The following is a 16,219-nucleotide window of genomic DNA, read 5'->3' on the forward strand; positions in this document are numbered from 1 at the left end:
CCACTCAGTGATTTTCAGGTAATAAAAAACCCGCCATTGGCGGGTTTTATTATTTGGCCATCAATTAAGCGTTTTTCTTCGCTTTCTTGTCAGCTTTAACAACGGGAACGTCTACTTTCGCTGCGACAGCATCGCTTTCTGTGAACTCACGTCCGTAGTAGGTATCCAGCAGAATCTGTTTCAGCTCGGCGATCAGCGGGTAGCGCGGGTTCGCACCGGTACACTGGTCATCGAATGCATCTTCAGACAGTTTATCTACGTGAGCGAGGAAGTCGGCTTCCTGAACGCCCGCTTCACGGATAGATTTAGGAATACCCAGTTCCGCTTTCAGGCTTTCCAGCCAGGCCAGCAGTTTCTCAATCTTCGCAGCAGTACGGTCGCCCGGAGCGCTCAGACCCAGATGATCTGCGATTTCAGCGTAGCGACGACGCGCCTGAGGGCGGTCATACTGGCTGAAAGCAGTCTGCTTGGTTGGGTTGTCGTTAGCGTTATAACGGATAACGTTGCTGATCAGCAGGGCGTTCGCCAGACCGTGAGGGATGTGGAACTGAGAACCCAGCTTGTGCGCCATTGAGTGGCAAACACCCAGGAAGGCGTTCGCAAACGCGATACCGGCGATGGTTGCTGCACTGTGTACACGCTCACGCGCTACAGGGTTTTTAGCCCCTTCGTTATAGGACGCTGGCAGGTTTTCTTTCAGCAGTTTCAACGCCTGCAGAGCCTGACCGTCGGAGAACTCAGATGCCAGTACTGAAACGTAAGCTTCCAGCGCGTGGGTCACGGCATCCAGACCACCAAAGGCACACAGTGACTTAGGCATTTCCATAACCAGGTTGGCATCAACGATAGCCATGTCTGGGGTTAACGCGTAGTCAGCCAGCGGGTATTTCTGACCTGTTGCATCGTCAGTCACAACCGCAAACGGCGTCACTTCTGAACCGGTACCGGAAGTGGTGGTAACGGCGATCATTTTCGCTTTTACGCCCATTTTCGGGAACTTGTAGATACGTTTACGGATGTCCATAAAGCGCAGCGCCAGCTCTTCGAAGTGAGTTTCTGGATGCTCGTACATAACCCACATGATTTTCGCGGCGTCCATTGGGGAACCACCGCCCAGTGCGATAATCACATCTGGTTTGAAGGAGTTTGCCAGCTCGGCACCTTTGCGAACGACGCTCAGGGTTGGGTCAGCTTCAACTTCGAAGAACACTTCTGTTTCAACGCCAGACGCTTTCAGCACAGAGGTGATCTGGTCTGCATAGCCGTTGTTAAACAGGAAACGGTCAGTCACGATGAGCGCACGTTTGTGGCCATCAGTAATCACTTCATCCAGCGCGATTGGCAGGGAGCCGCGGCGGAAGTAGATAGATTTCGGAAGTTTGTGCCACAACATGTTTTCAGCTCGCTTAGCAACGGTTTTCTTGTTGATCAGGTGTTTTGGACCAACGTTTTCAGAGATGGAGTTACCACCCCAGGAACCACAACCCAGAGTCAGGGAAGGTGCGAGTTTGAAGTTATACAGGTCGCCGATACCACCCTGAGACGCTGGGGTGTTAATCAGAATACGTGCCGTTTTCATCATCTGACCGAAGTGAGCCACGCGTTCTGGCTGGTTGTCCTGGTCAGTGTAGAGGCAAGAGGTGTGGCCGATACCGCCCATCGCCACCAGTTTCTCTGCTTTTTCTACCGCATCTTCGAAATCTTTCGCACGGTACATAGCCAGAGTAGGGGACAGTTTTTCGTGAGCGAACGGCTCGCTTTCGTCAACAACCTTCACTTCACCAATCAGAATCTTGGTGGTAGCAGGTACGGTGAAGCCCGCGAGTTCAGCGATTTTGTACGCTGGCTGGCCTACGATAGCCGCGTTCAGCGCGCCATTTTTCAGGATAATGTCCTGAACGGCCTTCAGCTCTTTGCCCTGCAGCAGGTAGCCGCCGTGGCTGGCGAAACGTTCGCGAACGGCGTCGTATACGGAGTCAACAACCACAACAGACTGCTCAGACGCACAGATAACGCCGTTGTCGAAGGTTTTGGACATCAGAACAGACGCAACAGCGCGTTTAATGTCAGCGGTTTCATCGATAACAACAGGGGTGTTACCTGCGCCTACGCCGATGGCTGGCTTACCGGAGCTGTATGCAGCTTTTACCATGCCTGGACCACCGGTCGCGAGGATCAGGTTAATGTCTGGGTGATGCATCAACGCATTGGACAGCTCAACGGAAGGCTGGTCGATCCAGCCAATCAGATCTTTCGGCGCACCGGCGGCAATAGCTGCCTGCAGAACAATGTCAGCGGCTTTGTTGGTCGCGTCTTTTGCACGTGGATGCGGGGAGAAGATGATTGCGTTGCGGGTCTTCAGGCTAATAAGGGATTTGAAGATAGCGGTAGACGTTGGGTTGGTGGTTGGTACGATACCGCAAATGATGCCGATCGGTTCTGCGATGGTGATAGTGCCGAAGGTATCATCTTCAGACAGTACGCCGCAGGTTTTCTCATCTTTATAAGCGTTGTAGATATACTCTGAAGCAAAGTGGTTTTTGATCACTTTATCTTCAACGATACCCATGCCAGATTCGGCAACGGCCATTTTAGCGAGAGGGATTCGAGCATCTGCAGCAGCCAGAGCGGCCGCGCGGAAGATTTTATCAACCTGTTCTTGGGTGAAGTTGGCATATTCACGCTGGGCTTTTTTCACGCGCTCTACGAGTGCGTTCAGTTCAGCGATATTGGTAACAGCCATAATGCTCTCCTGATAATGTTTAAACTCTTTTAGTAAACCAGCGTTCAACACGAAGACAGTATAGTCAGCGCGCTTGCTACTTGCGTAACCCACAGTAAAACAAAGGGTTACTTACTGCTCCTAAGCACTAATTTACTAAAAGAGCCTTACCCTAGCATCATACCTTATTGATAGGTGATCTCCCTGGCGGCGTAACCAAGATTACTCACTTCTGAGTACCGAAATCGTGATCTACGTCAATTTATAACCAAGCTGATACCTTTCAGCAAGGTTATTTCTTTGAGATTTATCCAGTGTTAAATAATTACGAAACTATTGGAAGTGTCGCTATCATTGATTCTACATATGTTTAACATGATGAATTGACACCGTTTTGGTGCAGATATCAGATGAAGTGTACGGATAAAAAGCGTATCTTCAGCACGGTTTTATCATGATACCTTTCTTGACCCTGGCCATGCTCATTAGCGGAGCTACATGTGATCCAAACGCTCTTTGATTTTCCTACATATTTTAAGTTTTTTATCGGTTTGTTTGCGTTGGTAAACCCGGTGGGGATTATCCCTGTCTTCATTAGTATGACCAGCTATCAGACCGCCGCCGCAAGAAACAAAACCAACCTGACGGCAAACCTGTCGGTGGCAATCATCCTGCTGACGTCACTTTATCTGGGAGACGCGATCCTTCAGGTGTTCGGCATCTCGATTGATTCGTTCCGCATCGCGGGCGGGATTCTGGTCGTCACCATCGCGATGTCGATGATCAGCGGCAAGCTGGGGGAGGATAAGCAGAACAAACAGGAAAAATCAGAAACGGCGATCCGCGAAAGCATCGGTGTTGTGCCGCTGGCTCTGCCGCTGATGGCAGGTCCCGGGGCAATCAGTTCCACCATCGTATGGGGCACGCGTTATCACAACTGGGCGCACCTGATTGGCTTCTCCGTGGCGATCGCGCTTTTTGCGCTCTGCTGCTGGGGGGTGTTCCGCATGGCACCCTGGCTCGTTCGTCTACTGGGACAAACGGGCATTAACGTCATAACCCGCATCATGGGGTTATTACTGATGGCGCTGGGTATCGAATTTATTGTGACCGGGATCAAAAGTATTTTCCCCGGTCTTCTGCATTAACGATTTCATATGAAAGAGCGGAGCCCCTGGCTCCGTTTTTTTTACGTCATTATCAGCAAATCATATAAATAAAGTTGAATAGCGCACCCGGTATAATAAATTCTGCTAATAATGAATTTCCATTAAATTTCATCCGCTTATTTGACTGACTCTCTTCGCCCTGCGCATAAACCATTCAATCACACTGTTATTTTACTCACACCATACTCTGGGGCTTGCTGCGCGATAACCGAAATGTTATTAGTAAATTCAAGATTCCCCCAGAGGAATGTGCTAAATAATAATCAATTGTTAAACTTTTGTACAAAACTGGTTGGTGATAGCGCAGCGACGCGCGCGTAGAGCATTTTCTCTCTATCTCATTGAATATCATACTTTTCAAAGGATATTCAATGCCCGGCAAGGCTGCCCTCAAGAAGAATCTCTCGTTGTAAAAGAGAATTGCTTAACAAATTTGCAAAATGTATTGGCGGGAGCCAGCGCCATTTGGTACTTTCCGGCCTTATATTTTGCGGCATTAAACAAGTAGATGAGAATAATTATCATAGGAATATTTCTCATCTCTCAACATCGCGCTTCGACAGGGGGCGCGGAACGAATCGACGCAAGGCCCCGTACGAGCGGTCAGTAATAAAAAAGTCGGTGATAGCAGGCAGTAAAAAGAACCTGGCGGCAGCAAAAAAATCTCCTGCGCTGCACAGGCCCCGACAGGGGAATACACAGCTGGCGAAGGCCGGTAATTATAATGAGTGGAGTATCAACACAATGACCATCATCACAAAAAAAAGCCTGGTAGCGGCGGGTATTTTAAGTGCGCTAATCGCGGGCAACGTTGCAATGGCTGCAGACGTCCCGGCAGGGGTTCAGCTGGCAGAGAAGCAAACGCTGGTGCGTAATAACGGGGCAGAAGTGCAGTCTCTTGACCCGCACAAGATTGAAGGCGTGCCGGAATCTAACGTGAACCGCGATCTGTTTGAAGGTCTGCTGGTAACTGACGTAGACGGCCACCCGGCGCCAGGCGTGGCGGAAAAGTGGGAAAATAAAGATTTTAAAGTGTGGACTTTCCATCTGCGCAAAGATGCGAAATGGTCCGACGGAACGCCTGTTACCGCAGAAGATTTTGTCTATAGCTGGCAGCGTCTGGCGAACCCAAATACCGCCTCTCCGTATGCGAGCTATCTCCAGTATGGCCACATCGCCAACATCGACGACATCATCACCGGTAAAAAACCGGTTACCGATCTGGGCGTTAAAGCGATTGATGCGAATACCTTTGAAGTCACGTTGAGCGAGCCCGTTCCGTACTTCTATAAGCTGCTGGTACACCCATCCGTTTCTCCGGTTCCAAAATCTGTCATCGAAAAATTCGGCGAGAAGTGGACCCAGCCGGCCAATATCGTTACCAACGGCGCGTACAAGCTGAAGGACTGGGTCGTCAACGAGCGCATGGTGCTGGAGCGCAACCCGCAGTACTGGGATAACGCGAAAACCGTCATCAACCAGGTGACCTATCTGCCAATCTCTTCCGAAGTTACGGACGTTAACCGCTACCGCAGCGGCGAAATCGACATGACCTATAACAATATGCCGATTGAACTGTTCCAGAAGCTCAAAAAAGAGATCCCGAAAGAAGTGCACGTAGACCCATACCTCTGCACCTACTACTACGAAATCAACAACCAGAAGGCACCGTTCACCGACGTGCGCGTGCGTACCGCGCTGAAGCTGGCTCTGGACCGCGATATCATCGTTAATAAGGTGAAAAACCAGGGCGATCTGCCGGCATACAGCTACACCCCACCTTATACCGACGGCATGAAGCTGGATAAACCGGAGTGGTTCGGCTGGACGCAGGAAAAACGCAACGAAGAGGCGAAAAAGCTGCTGGCCGAAGCCGGGTATACCGCGGACAAACCGCTGACGTTTAGCCTGCTGTATAACACCTCCGATCTGCATAAAAAGCTGGCGATTGCCGTGGCGTCAATCTGGAAGAAAAACCTGGGCGTCAACGTTAAGCTGGAGAACCAGGAGTGGAAAACCTTCCTCGACACGCGCCATCAGGGCACCTTCGACGTTGCGCGTGCGGGCTGGTGTGCGGACTATAACGAACCGACTTCCTTCCTGAACACCATGCTGAGCGACAGCTCTAACAACACGGCGCACTATAAGAGCCCGGCGTTTGACAAGCTGATCGCCGATACGCTGAAAACCACGGACGACGCGCAGCGCGCCGATCTGTATGCGAAGTCAGAAGTACAGCTTGATAAAGATTCGGCTATCGTTCCGGTTTACTACTACGTCAACGCCCGTCTGGTGAAGCCGTGGGTAGGGGGATATACCGGTAAAGACCCGATGGATAATATTTCTGTTAAAAACTTATATATTATCAAGCATTAATGGCAATGAGTGGGGCGGGTGATCTCGCCCCACGGTGTCTAACCATCGTCACATCATATAGGCACACGCCAGAAGGTACGGGCAATGTTAAAATTTATCTTTCGTCGCTGTCTTGAAGCGATTCCAACACTCTTTATTCTCATCACGATTTCCTTCTTTATGATGCGCCTTGCGCCGGGAAGCCCCTTCACCGGTGAGCGCACGCTGCCGCCTGAAGTGATGGCCAACATCGAAGCGAAATACCATTTAAACGATCCGATCACCACCCAGTACTTCAACTATCTGAAGCAGCTGGCGCACGGCGACTTTGGTCCATCGTTTAAGTACAAAGATTATTCCGTGAACGATCTGGTGGCGTCGAGCTTCCCGGTATCGGCCAAATTAGGCGCGGCAGCATTTATTCTCGCTGTGGTTCTCGGGGTCACTGCGGGGGTAATCGCTGCGCTAAATCAAAATACCAAATGGGATTACGCGGTGATGGGGGTGGCAATGACCGGGGTCGTCATACCCAGCTTTGTTGTCGCGCCGCTGCTGGTCATGATATTCGCTATCACGCTAAAGTGGCTGCCCGGCGGCGGCTGGAACGGCGGGGCGCTGAAATTTATGATCCTGCCGATGGTGGCCCTGTCGCTGGCATATATTGCGAGCATTGCGCGAATTACCCGCGGCTCGATGATTGAGGTTTTACACTCAAACTTTATCCGCACCGCGCGTGCGAAAGGCCTGCCGATGCGCAGGATTATTTTCCGCCACGCCCTGAAGCCCGCGCTGCTGCCGGTCTTGTCCTATATGGGGCCTGCCTTCGTCGGCATCATCACCGGCTCAATGGTGATCGAAACCATTTACGGTCTGCCGGGCATTGGGCAGCTGTTTGTGAACGGGGCGCTGAACCGCGACTATTCGCTGGTGCTGAGCCTGACGATCCTCGTGGGCGCGCTGACCATTCTCTTTAACGCCGTTGTCGATGTGCTGTACGCCGTGATCGACCCGAAAATCCGTTACTAACTGGAGCACGCCATGATGTTGAGTAAGAAAAACAGCGAGGCGCTGGAAAACTTCAGTGAAAAACTGGAAGTGGAAGGGCGTAGCCTCTGGCAGGACGCCCGCCGTCGCTTCATGCATAACCGCGCGGCCGTCGCCAGCCTGATCGTGCTGGTCATTATCGCGCTGTTCGTGACGCTGGCACCCATGCTGTCGCAGTTCAGCTATTTCGATACCGACTGGGGCATGATGTCGAGCGCCCCGGATATGGAATCCGGACACTACTTCGGTACCGACTCATCCGGCCGCGACCTGTTGGTCCGCGTGGCGATTGGTGGTCGCATTTCGCTGATGGTCGGTATTGCCGCGGCGCTGGTGGCGGTGGTGCTGGGCACGCTCTACGGATCGCTTTCGGGCTATCTGGGCGGCAAGGTGGATTCCGTGATGATGCGCATACTGGAGATCTTAAACTCCTTCCCGTTCATGTTCTTCGTCATCCTGCTTGTGACCTTCTTCGGGCAAAACATTTTGCTGATTTTCGTCGCTATCGGGATGGTGTCGTGGCTTGATATGGCGCGTATCGTGCGCGGCCAGACGCTGAGCCTTAAGCGCAAGGAGTTTATCGAAGCCGCGCAGGTTGGCGGTGTCTCCACGGGCAATATCGTGGTGCGCCACATTGTGCCGAACGTGCTCGGCGTGGTGGTGGTGTATGCCTCGCTGCTGGTGCCAAGCATGATCCTGTTTGAATCCTTCCTGAGCTTCCTCGGGCTGGGCACCCAGGAGCCGCTAAGCAGCTGGGGCGCATTGCTGAGCGACGGCGCAAACTCGATGGAGGTCTCGCCGTGGCTGCTGCTCTATCCGGCGGGCTTCCTGGTCGTGACCCTGTTTTGTTTCAACTTTATCGGCGATGGCCTGCGTGATGCCCTCGACCCGAAAGACCGCTAAGGAGCGCCGTCATGACGATTATTGAAACGGCACCTGCGCCCGTGGCGCAGCAGCAGAACAACGTTTTGCTGGATGTTAAAGACCTCCGCGTCACCTTCAACACGCCCGACGGCGACGTGACGGCGGTTAACGATCTCAACTTCAACCTGCGCGCCGGTGAAACGCTGGGGATCGTAGGGGAATCTGGCTCCGGCAAATCGCAAACCGCGTTTGCGCTCATGGGGCTGCTGGCGCAAAACGGGCGCATCGGCGGTTCGGCCACCTTTAACGGCAGAGAGATCCTCAACCTGCCGGAGCATGAGCTGAACAAGCTTCGCGCCGAGCAGATCTCGATGATTTTCCAGGATCCGATGACCTCCCTGAACCCGTACATGCGCGTCGGCGAACAGCTGATGGAAGTGCTGATGCTGCATAAAGGGATGGGCAAAGCCGAGGCTTTCGAAGAGTCAGTCAGAATGCTGGATGCGGTGAAAATGCCTGAAGCGCGCAAGCGCATGCGCATGTATCCGCACGAGTTTTCCGGCGGCATGCGCCAGCGCGTGATGATTGCGATGGCGCTTCTGTGTCGGCCAAAGCTGCTGATTGCGGATGAACCCACTACCGCGCTGGACGTGACCGTTCAGGCGCAGATCATGACCCTGCTGAACGAGCTTAAGCGCGAGTTCAACACCGCCATTATCATGATCACCCACGACCTGGGCGTTGTCGCCGGGATTTGTGACAAGGTGCTGGTGATGTACGCCGGGCGCACCATGGAGTACGGCAACGCGCGCGATGTGTTCTACCAGCCTGCGCACCCGTATTCGATTGGTCTGCTGAATGCCGTGCCGCGCCTTGATGCGGAAGGGGATTCGCTGCTGACCATTCCGGGCAACCCGCCAAACCTGCTGCGTCTGCCGAAAGGCTGTCCGTTCCAGCCGCGCTGCCCGCACGCGATGGAAATTTGCAACAGCGCACCGCCGCTGGAGCCATTTGCACCAGGCCGTCTGCGCGCCTGCTTTAAGCCGCAGGAGGAGCTGGTATGAACGCGGTTGATGAAAAAAGAAACGTACTGCTCGAAATTGCCGATCTCAAAGTGCATTTCGATATTAAAGACGGCAAGCAGTGGTTCTGGCAGCCATCAAAAACCCTGAAGGCGGTCGATGGCGTGACGCTGCGTCTGTACGAAGGGGAAACGCTGGGCGTGGTGGGCGAATCAGGCTGCGGTAAATCAACGTTTGCGCGTGCGATTATCGGCCTGGTGAAAGCCACCGACGGCCGCGTGGCGTGGCTGGGTAAAGATCTGCTGGGCATGAAGCCGGACGAGTGGCGCGCCGTGCGCAGCGACATCCAGATGATTTTCCAGGACCCGCTGGCGTCGCTTAACCCGCGCATGACCATCGGCGAGATCATCGCCGAGCCGCTGCGGACCTACCATCCGAAGATGTCCCGCCAGGAGGTGCGCGACCGCGTGAAGGCGATGATGATGAAGGTCGGGCTGCTGCCTAACCTGATCAACCGCTATCCGCACGAGTTCTCCGGCGGCCAGTGCCAGCGTATCGGCATTGCCCGCGCGCTGATCCTGGAGCCTAAGCTGATTATCTGCGACGAGCCGGTTTCCGCGCTTGACGTGTCGATTCAGGCGCAGGTGGTCAACCTGCTGCAGAAACTCCAGCGTGAAATGGGGCTGTCGTTAATTTTTATTGCCCACGATCTGGCGGTGGTTAAGCATATTTCGGACCGCGTTCTGGTGATGTATCTGGGCCATGCGGTGGAGCTGGGCACCTACGACGAGGTGTACCACAACCCGCTGCACCCGTATACGAAAGCGCTGATGTCGGCAGTGCCGATTCCGGACCCGGATCTGGAGAAGAACAAAACGATCCAGCTGCTGGAAGGGGAGCTGCCGTCCCCCATCAACCCGCCGTCGGGATGCGTGTTCCGCACGCGCTGCCCGATGGCCGGGCCGGAATGCGCGCAAACGCGACCGGTGCTTGAGGGCAGTTTCCGACATGCGGTTTCCTGCCTTAAAGTAGACCCGTTATAATCGCAAGGGCTGACATGACGTCAGCCCTTATTATTTGCGAGGTCAATGTGTCGCGATTATTCACGTCGGTTCGCCGACGGCTATATCACTTATTATTTGATCCTGAAACCGTCTCGGGCCGCCGCTTCGAGGGGCTATGCGGGCTATTTGCGCTGCTGAGCGTCGCGATCATTTTTGTGGAGTCCGGTGCCGGGACGCAATATCACCTGACCTTTGACGAATGGCACATATTTGTCTGGCTGGAGCTGATCGTCACCCTGGTATTTACGGCGGAATACGTTCTGCGGGTGATTTGCTGGCCCGATCCAAAAAAGTATGTGTTTAGCTTTTGGGGATTTATCGATCTCACCACTATTCTGCCGCTGTACGTCATGTGGCTGTGGCCTGAAATCAGCCTGAGCTATGTTTTTGCCTGGCGGGCGATGCGCGTTATTCGCGTATTACGCATCCTGAAGCTGCTGCGCTTTATGCCATCGCTGCGGGTATTCTGGGTGGCGATAAAGAGCGCGCGTCACCAGCTGATTCTCTTTTATGCTTTCATCGCCATCGTGATGATTGTATTCGGCTCGCTGATGTATTTGATTGAGGGGCCCAAATACGGTTTCACCACCCTAAACGCGTCCGTTTACTGGGCGATCGTCACCGTCACAACGGTGGGCTATGGCGATATTACGCCGCACACGCCGCTTGGGCGAATAGTGGCATCGGTGCTTATACTGATCGGCTATTCGGTAATTGCCATCCCGACCGGACTGATTACCACGCACATGAGCAGCGCGTTTCAGAGCCGCAGGCAGCAGCGGAAATGCCCTAAGTGCGATCAGGGCAATCACGAGCACGACGCGCGGTTCTGCAACCGCTGCGGAAATGAACTTCCTGAATAAATAAAAAAGGCTGCGTCAGCAGCCTTTTTTATTATTCGCGCCAGAGAATATGGCACAGCTTGTGGTCTTTCTCGCGGCACAGCAGCACGCGGGCGAAGATGTCGTTAATTTCGCCGCCGTCCTCGTCGGCCAGGCCGATAACCACTTCCGCGAAGAAGTCCGGGTTGAGGTCGAAGTCGACGTGCTCGGCCCAGTCTTCCGCCGGATCGAACAGCTCGGCGCCGCCGCGTTCTTCAAACTGCAGGTTAAAGAGAATCACGTCCGCGGGATCGAGGTTATCTACCGCCAGTTCGAGAAAAATGTCGTAAGCCTGCTCGAGCGTTTCGTCCTCGGTCAGGCGATTGTTCAGATCCATTTCCATGATGACACCCTGTTTAACATCGTTGGGCACGTTTTACAGCAACGGACTAAAGAAGTAAAACAGTCGTTCGGCAATTCGCTGCCACAGCGGACGTTTCACCCACAGGCGGGCATCAAGCAGGCGAGAGCGGGAGATATAGTCGTCCTGGACGGCGGCTAAATCACCGCCAAACCCGGCGTCGTCGATCACCAGCGTAATCTCAAAATTGAGCCACAGGCTGCGCATATCCAGGTTGACCGTCCCCACCAGGCTCAGCTCTCCGTCCACCAGCACGCTCTTGGTGTGCAGCAGCCCGCCTTCAAACTGGTAAATCTTCACGCCCGCGGCCAGCAGCTCGCTGAAGAAGGCCCGGCTTGCCCAGCCCACAAGCAGCGAGTCGTTTTTACGCGGCATGATGATGCTCACGTCTACGCCGCGCTGCGCGGCGGTGCAAATGGCATGCAGCAGGTCGTCGCTCGGCACAAAGTAGGGGGTGGTCATGATAAGGTATTCACGCGCCGCATAGGTTGCGGTCAGCAGCGCCTGGTGAATCAGGTCCTCCGGGAAGCCGGGACCGGAGGCGATGGTGTGGATAGTGTGTCCGCTGGCTTCTTCAAACGGCATGATATTCCCGTCCGGCGGCGGAGGCAGAATACGCTTGCCGGTTTCAATCTCCCAGTCGCAGGAATACACCACGCCCATTGAAGTCGCAACCGGGCCCTCCATGCGGGCCATCAGGTCGATCCACTGCCCAACGCCGGAGTCCTGCTTAAAGAAGCGCGGATCGACCATGTTCATGCTGCCCGTGTAGGCAATGTAGTTATCGATCAGGACCATCTTGCGGTGCTGGCGAAGATCCATGCGGCGCAGGAACACGCGGAACAGGTTAACCTTAAGCGCTTCAACCACCTCAATGCCCGCATTGCGCATCATCCCCGCCCAGGGGCTGCGGAAAAACGCGACGCTTCCGGCGGAGTCCAGCATCAGGCGGCAGTGGATGCCGCGGCGCGCGGCGGCCATCAGCGATTCGGCCACCTGGTCGGCCATGCCGCCCGGCTGCCAGATATAGAAGACCATCTCAATGTTATGCCGCGCCAGCTGGATATCGCGGATCAGCGCCTGCATCACGTCGTCGGAGGTGGTCATCAACTGCAGCTGGTTGCCCTTCACGCCGGCAATGCCCTGGCGGCGCTCGCAGAGCTGGAACAGCGAGGACGCCACGCTGCTATTCTCTTCCGCGAAGATGTGTTTGCAGGCCTTCAGATCGTTAAGCCACTTTGCCGTCGAGGGCCACATAGCGCGCGCCCGCTCGGCGCGGCGCTTGCCGAGGTGGAGTTCACCGAATGAGAGGTAGGCGATGATGCCGACCAGCGGCAGAATATAGATGATCAACAGCCAGGCCATGGCGGAAGGGACGGCTCGGCGCTTCATCAGGATGCGCAGCGTCACCCCCGCGATTAATAGCCAGTATCCCAGAATGACCAGCCAACTCACCACGGTGTAGAAGGTTGTCATAGGTAAAAAATCCTTTTGAAAGCGTATTGTTATGAGTGTACGCATAAGGATTCATCTGGCAAATAAAAACGGCAGATAAAAGCGCTGGTTTGCCGCAGGGTTGGGTTTATAATGGCGTTTCCGTTAGAGGATGAGTTGTAAACATGAAGCGCAGTAGAACAGAAGTAGGGCGCTGGCGCATGTTGCGACAGGTCAGTCGTCGCAAGGCCCGCTGGCTGGAAGCACAATCCCGCCGCAATATGCGTATTCACGCCATCAGAAAATGTGGACTGAACCGACACCGCAACGCGTTGCTGTTCATCTCCCAGGAAATCTGAGCACCATGAGGGCACCGTTAAGGTGCCCATCGTTTTTCAGGACTATCAAATTTCGCAGTCTCTCCCTTTTTATCCCCGCGATATACTGTCGCTTCCTGTCTGGAAAAGAATGACTCACGTTCGAGGGAATGGCAATGAAGGGAAAATGGAGGGTCGTCCTGCTAGGGATCGCCTTATTAAACGGATGTGCTAACAGCAAAACGTCACCGGAAAGACACGCATATTATTTTGTATCGCATAAATCCAGCTTCGTTGGCGGGAATTATGCGTCAAGCGTGGCGCAGAATTATCGACTGAATGTTCCGCAGTTCCGTGAGCTTTACGACCATGGGAAAGCGGACCGCGCGGCCGGGCGGACGGCGGCAGAAGCCAATGAATATGCGCAAAGCATACGCGATCAGCTGAAAACCGAGGCGAGTACCGACCACGCCTTTACGGGCAATGCGAACGATAAATGGTCGACGAGTATGGAGCCAAAAGACGCCATTTTATTTGGCAACGCGCTGGCGGCGACTTATCTTGACGGCTATAACGGCGTACAATAGCCGCACAGTCTGGGAATATTGCCGCTAACGTGATATTCCCTTTGTATTTTAAAAGGAGAGAGCGGTGTTTGCGGAGTTTGGCGTATTGAATTTCTGGACGTATGTTGTCGGCGCATTTTTTATCGTGCTGGTTCCAGGACCAAACACCTTGTTTGTACTGAAAACAGGGATTGGCCACGGCGTCAAAAAAGGGTATCTCGCTGCAACGGGCGTTTTTATTGGCGACGCGGTGCTGATGTTTCTGGCGTGGGCCGGCGTGGCGGCGCTGATTCAGACGACGCCGGTGTTGTTTAACATCGTTCGCTATCTCGGCGCGTTTTATCTGCTGTGGCTGGGCGGGAAAATGCTCTGGTCGGTGGTGACCCGTCAGAATGCGGCGCATGAAAGCGGCGCAGAACCGGCAAGCATGATCATGAAACGCTCGCTGGTGCTCAGCCTGACCAACCCGAAAGCGATCCTGTTTTACGTCTCGTTCTTCGTACAGTTCATCGACGTGAACGCAGCAAATACGGGAACCTCGTTCCTGATCCTCGCCACCACGCTTGAGCTGATCAGCTTTATGTATATGAGCTTCCTGATCTTCTCCGGCGCATTCGTGACCCGCTACCTCAAAACCAAAAAGAAACTGGCTAAGCTGGGTAACGGACTGATAGGACTGCTGTTTGTAGGATTCGCGGCGCGCCTTGCGTCGCTGCACTGAGAAAAGGCTCCGGAGGGAGCCTTTTTCATCAAAACACTTTCTTGTACGGCCTTACCGTCACCTTCTCGTAAACGCCTGCCGCCACGTACGGATCGGCTTCTGCCCAGGCGTTTGCCGCTTCCAGTGATTCAAACTCCGCAATCACCGTTGAACCGGAGAATCCCGCCGCGCCGGGGTCGTTGCTGTCGACCGCTGGCATTGGACCTGCGGTAAGCAATCTGCCCTCATCCTGCAGCAGCTGCAGGCGCGCCAGGTGGGCCGGACGGACGGAGAGACGTTTTTCCAGGGAATCTGCTGTATCCTCAGCGTAAATGACATAAAGCACGGAGAAACTCCTTAACCAGTAAAAGTGGCAATTACGTTATGTGAAAGCACTCTGGTCTGCAATGTAAAGATAAAATCAATGTTAAAACACCGATCTGAGTGCGACTTTTTTGCCCGCTTACGCGCTTAAATTGCGCCAGAACAAAGTGTCTTATTGAATATGATTGCTATTTGCATTTAAAATCACAGTTCGGTTTTTTTAACGTTGATGATGATGACTTCGATGACCCTTGATTTACCTCGCCGCTTTCCCTGGCCGACGCTGCTTTCCGTCGTTATTCACGGTGCCGTGGTGGCGGGTCTGCTCTATACCTCGGTTCATCAGGTTATTGAAATGCCAGCGCCCTCGCAGCCGATTTCGGTGACCATGGTTTCACCGGCGGATCTTGAGCCGCCGCAGGTTGCACCGCCGCCGCCTCAGCCCGTTGCTGAGCCGGAGCCAGAACCCGAGCCGATCCCCGAGCCTCCGAAGGAAGCACCTGTGGTGATCCACAAGCCGGAACCCAAGCCTAAACCGAAGCCGACGCCAAAACCGGTGAAAAAGGTGGAGGAGCGTCCGAAACGCGAAGAGCGCCCGGTTGAGCCTCGCGCCACGCAGACGACCGAAAGCACCGCGCCGTCTCGTCCGGTAATGAACAGTACGCCTGCCACGTCGAAGCCCGTCGTCTCCGCACCGGCTGGCCCGCGCGCGCTGAGCCGTAACCAGCCGCAGTATCCCGCGCGTGCCCAAGCGCTTCGCATTGAAGGGCGCGTTCGCGTGAAGTTTGACGTCACGCCGGACGGGCGGGTGGATAACGTTGAGATTGTCTCCGCGCAGCCGTCGAACATGTTCGAACGCGACGTGAAAGCGGCGATGCGCAAGTGGCGATATGAGCCAGGCAAGCCGGGAAGAGGGCTGGTGGTGAATATCGTGTTCCGCATGAACGGCGGGGCACAGATGGAATAAACAAAAAGCCTCCGTAACGGAGGCTTTTTTTTCAGGCCTGAGGCAGCGCGCGGGGCTTGCCTTCGCCGTCTACCGCAACGTAGATAAACAGCGCCTCGGTGGCCTTGTAGCGTTGACCAATCGGCTCAGAAGAGACCTTTTTCACCCACACTTCGATATTGATGGAAATCGACGTATTGCCGCGCTTCACGCAGCGCGCGTAGCAGCAAACGACATCCCCAACGGCTACGGGGCGCAGGAACGTCATGCCGTCCACTCTCACGGTTACAACGCGCCCATGAGCAATCTCTTTTGCCAGAATCGCACCGCCCATATCCATCTGCGACATCAGCCAGCCGCCAAAAATATCGCCGTTGGCATTGGTGTCGGCGGGCATTGCCAGCGTGCGTAAAACCAGTTCGCCCTGAGGGGCGTTATTTGTTGTCATTG

At 54.4% G+C, this 16,219-nt stretch carries 16 protein-coding genes; 11 read left to right on the forward strand and 5 right to left on the reverse strand.

Annotated elements, in window-relative coordinates; genetic code table 11:
- Positions 1–64: 64 nt before the first annotated feature.
- The gene (gene adhE, locus AB8804_RS01890; RefSeq protein ID WP_371182433.1) at positions 65–2,743 is read right to left on the reverse strand and encodes a bifunctional acetaldehyde-CoA/alcohol dehydrogenase; all 2,679 of its coding nucleotides are present in this window, start codon (positions 2,741–2,743) and stop codon (positions 65–67) included.
- A gap of 479 nt (positions 2,744–3,222) precedes the next feature.
- Here adhE and AB8804_RS01895 point away from each other — a divergent pair, with 479 nt between their 5' ends.
- The 7 genes from AB8804_RS01895 to AB8804_RS01925 all read left to right on the forward strand — a co-directional run bounded on the left by AB8804_RS01895 (position 3,223) and on the right by AB8804_RS01925 (position 11,103).
- Entirely contained in the window at positions 3,223–3,870 is a 648-nt protein-coding gene (locus AB8804_RS01895) for a YchE family NAAT transporter (RefSeq protein WP_371182436.1), read from the forward strand.
- A 765-nt stretch (positions 3,871–4,635) separates the two neighbouring features.
- Complete coding sequence (gene oppA / locus AB8804_RS01900) at positions 4,636–6,267, forward strand: oligopeptide ABC transporter substrate-binding protein OppA (protein ID WP_371182439.1); 1,632 nt, start codon at positions 4,636–4,638, stop codon at positions 6,265–6,267.
- Between the two features lie 84 nt (positions 6,268–6,351).
- A complete protein-coding gene (gene oppB, locus AB8804_RS01905; protein WP_112011648.1) occupies positions 6,352–7,272 on the forward strand; it encodes an oligopeptide ABC transporter permease OppB in 921 nt (306 codons plus the stop codon).
- Positions 7,273–7,284: 12 nt separating this feature from the next.
- Entirely contained in the window at positions 7,285–8,193 is a 909-nt protein-coding gene (oppC, locus tag AB8804_RS01910; RefSeq protein WP_112011649.1) for an oligopeptide ABC transporter permease OppC, read from the forward strand.
- A gap of 11 nt (positions 8,194–8,204) precedes the next feature.
- Positions 8,205–9,218: an ABC transporter ATP-binding protein gene (locus AB8804_RS01915; protein WP_371182443.1), complete on the forward strand. Its 1,014-nt coding sequence runs from the start codon at positions 8,205–8,207 to the stop codon at positions 9,216–9,218.
- Complete coding sequence (oppF, locus tag AB8804_RS01920) at positions 9,215–10,219, forward strand: murein tripeptide/oligopeptide ABC transporter ATP-binding protein OppF (RefSeq protein WP_112011651.1); 1,005 nt, start codon at positions 9,215–9,217, stop codon at positions 10,217–10,219. The genes AB8804_RS01915 and oppF overlap by 4 nt, the downstream gene beginning before the upstream one ends.
- A 14-nt stretch (positions 10,220–10,233) precedes the next feature.
- Positions 10,234–11,103, forward strand: coding sequence for an ion transporter (locus AB8804_RS01925; protein WP_371182446.1), 870 nt, complete (start codon positions 10,234–10,236; stop codon positions 11,101–11,103).
- A gap of 31 nt (positions 11,104–11,134) precedes the next feature.
- Here AB8804_RS01925 and AB8804_RS01930 read toward each other — a convergent pair whose 3' ends face one another.
- The gene (locus AB8804_RS01930; RefSeq protein ID WP_003856748.1) at positions 11,135–11,464 is read right to left on the reverse strand and encodes an HI1450 family dsDNA-mimic protein; all 330 of its coding nucleotides are present in this window, start codon (positions 11,462–11,464) and stop codon (positions 11,135–11,137) included.
- Between the two features lie 33 nt (positions 11,465–11,497).
- Positions 11,498–12,958, reverse strand: coding sequence for a cardiolipin synthase (cls, locus tag AB8804_RS01935; protein ID WP_371182450.1), 1,461 nt, complete (start codon positions 12,956–12,958; stop codon positions 11,498–11,500).
- A 143-nt stretch (positions 12,959–13,101) separates the two neighbouring features.
- Here cls and AB8804_RS01940 point away from each other — a divergent pair, with 143 nt between their 5' ends.
- From AB8804_RS01940 to leuE, 3 genes are all read left to right on the forward strand, one after another.
- Entirely contained in the window at positions 13,102–13,275 is a 174-nt protein-coding gene (locus AB8804_RS01940; RefSeq protein ID WP_371182452.1) for a YciY family protein, read from the forward strand.
- A 134-nt stretch (positions 13,276–13,409) separates the two neighbouring features.
- On the forward strand, positions 13,410–13,820 hold the full coding sequence (locus tag AB8804_RS01945; protein WP_371182454.1) for an Exc2 family lipoprotein: 411 nt from the start codon (positions 13,410–13,412) through the stop codon (positions 13,818–13,820).
- 64 nt (positions 13,821–13,884) lie between these two features.
- Positions 13,885–14,520: a leucine efflux protein LeuE gene (leuE, locus tag AB8804_RS01950; protein WP_112011654.1), complete on the forward strand. Its 636-nt coding sequence runs from the start codon at positions 13,885–13,887 to the stop codon at positions 14,518–14,520.
- A gap of 28 nt (positions 14,521–14,548) precedes the next feature.
- On the opposite strand, the gene AB8804_RS01955 is transcribed toward leuE, so the two are convergent.
- Positions 14,549–14,845: a YciI family protein gene (locus AB8804_RS01955; RefSeq protein WP_371182456.1), complete on the reverse strand. Its 297-nt coding sequence runs from the start codon at positions 14,843–14,845 to the stop codon at positions 14,549–14,551.
- 222 nt (positions 14,846–15,067) lie between these two features.
- On the opposite strand from AB8804_RS01955, the gene tonB reads away from it, so the two are divergent.
- Positions 15,068–15,790, forward strand: a complete 723-nt coding sequence (tonB, locus tag AB8804_RS01960; RefSeq protein ID WP_371182458.1) for a TonB system transport protein TonB — start codon at positions 15,068–15,070, stop codon at positions 15,788–15,790.
- Between the two features lie 31 nt (positions 15,791–15,821).
- Here tonB and yciA read toward each other — a convergent pair whose 3' ends face one another.
- Positions 15,822–16,217 (reverse strand): acyl-CoA thioester hydrolase YciA, encoded by a 396-nt coding sequence (gene yciA, locus AB8804_RS01965; protein ID WP_371182460.1) that lies wholly within the window; start codon positions 16,215–16,217, stop codon positions 15,822–15,824.
- Between the last annotated feature and the right edge of the window lie 2 nt (positions 16,218–16,219).

Origin of the sequence: Enterobacter sp. KBR-315C3_2022 (assembly GCF_041399425.1) — a bacterium.
In the GTDB taxonomy this organism is placed as follows: Bacteria; Pseudomonadota; Gammaproteobacteria; order Enterobacterales; family Enterobacteriaceae; genus Enterobacter.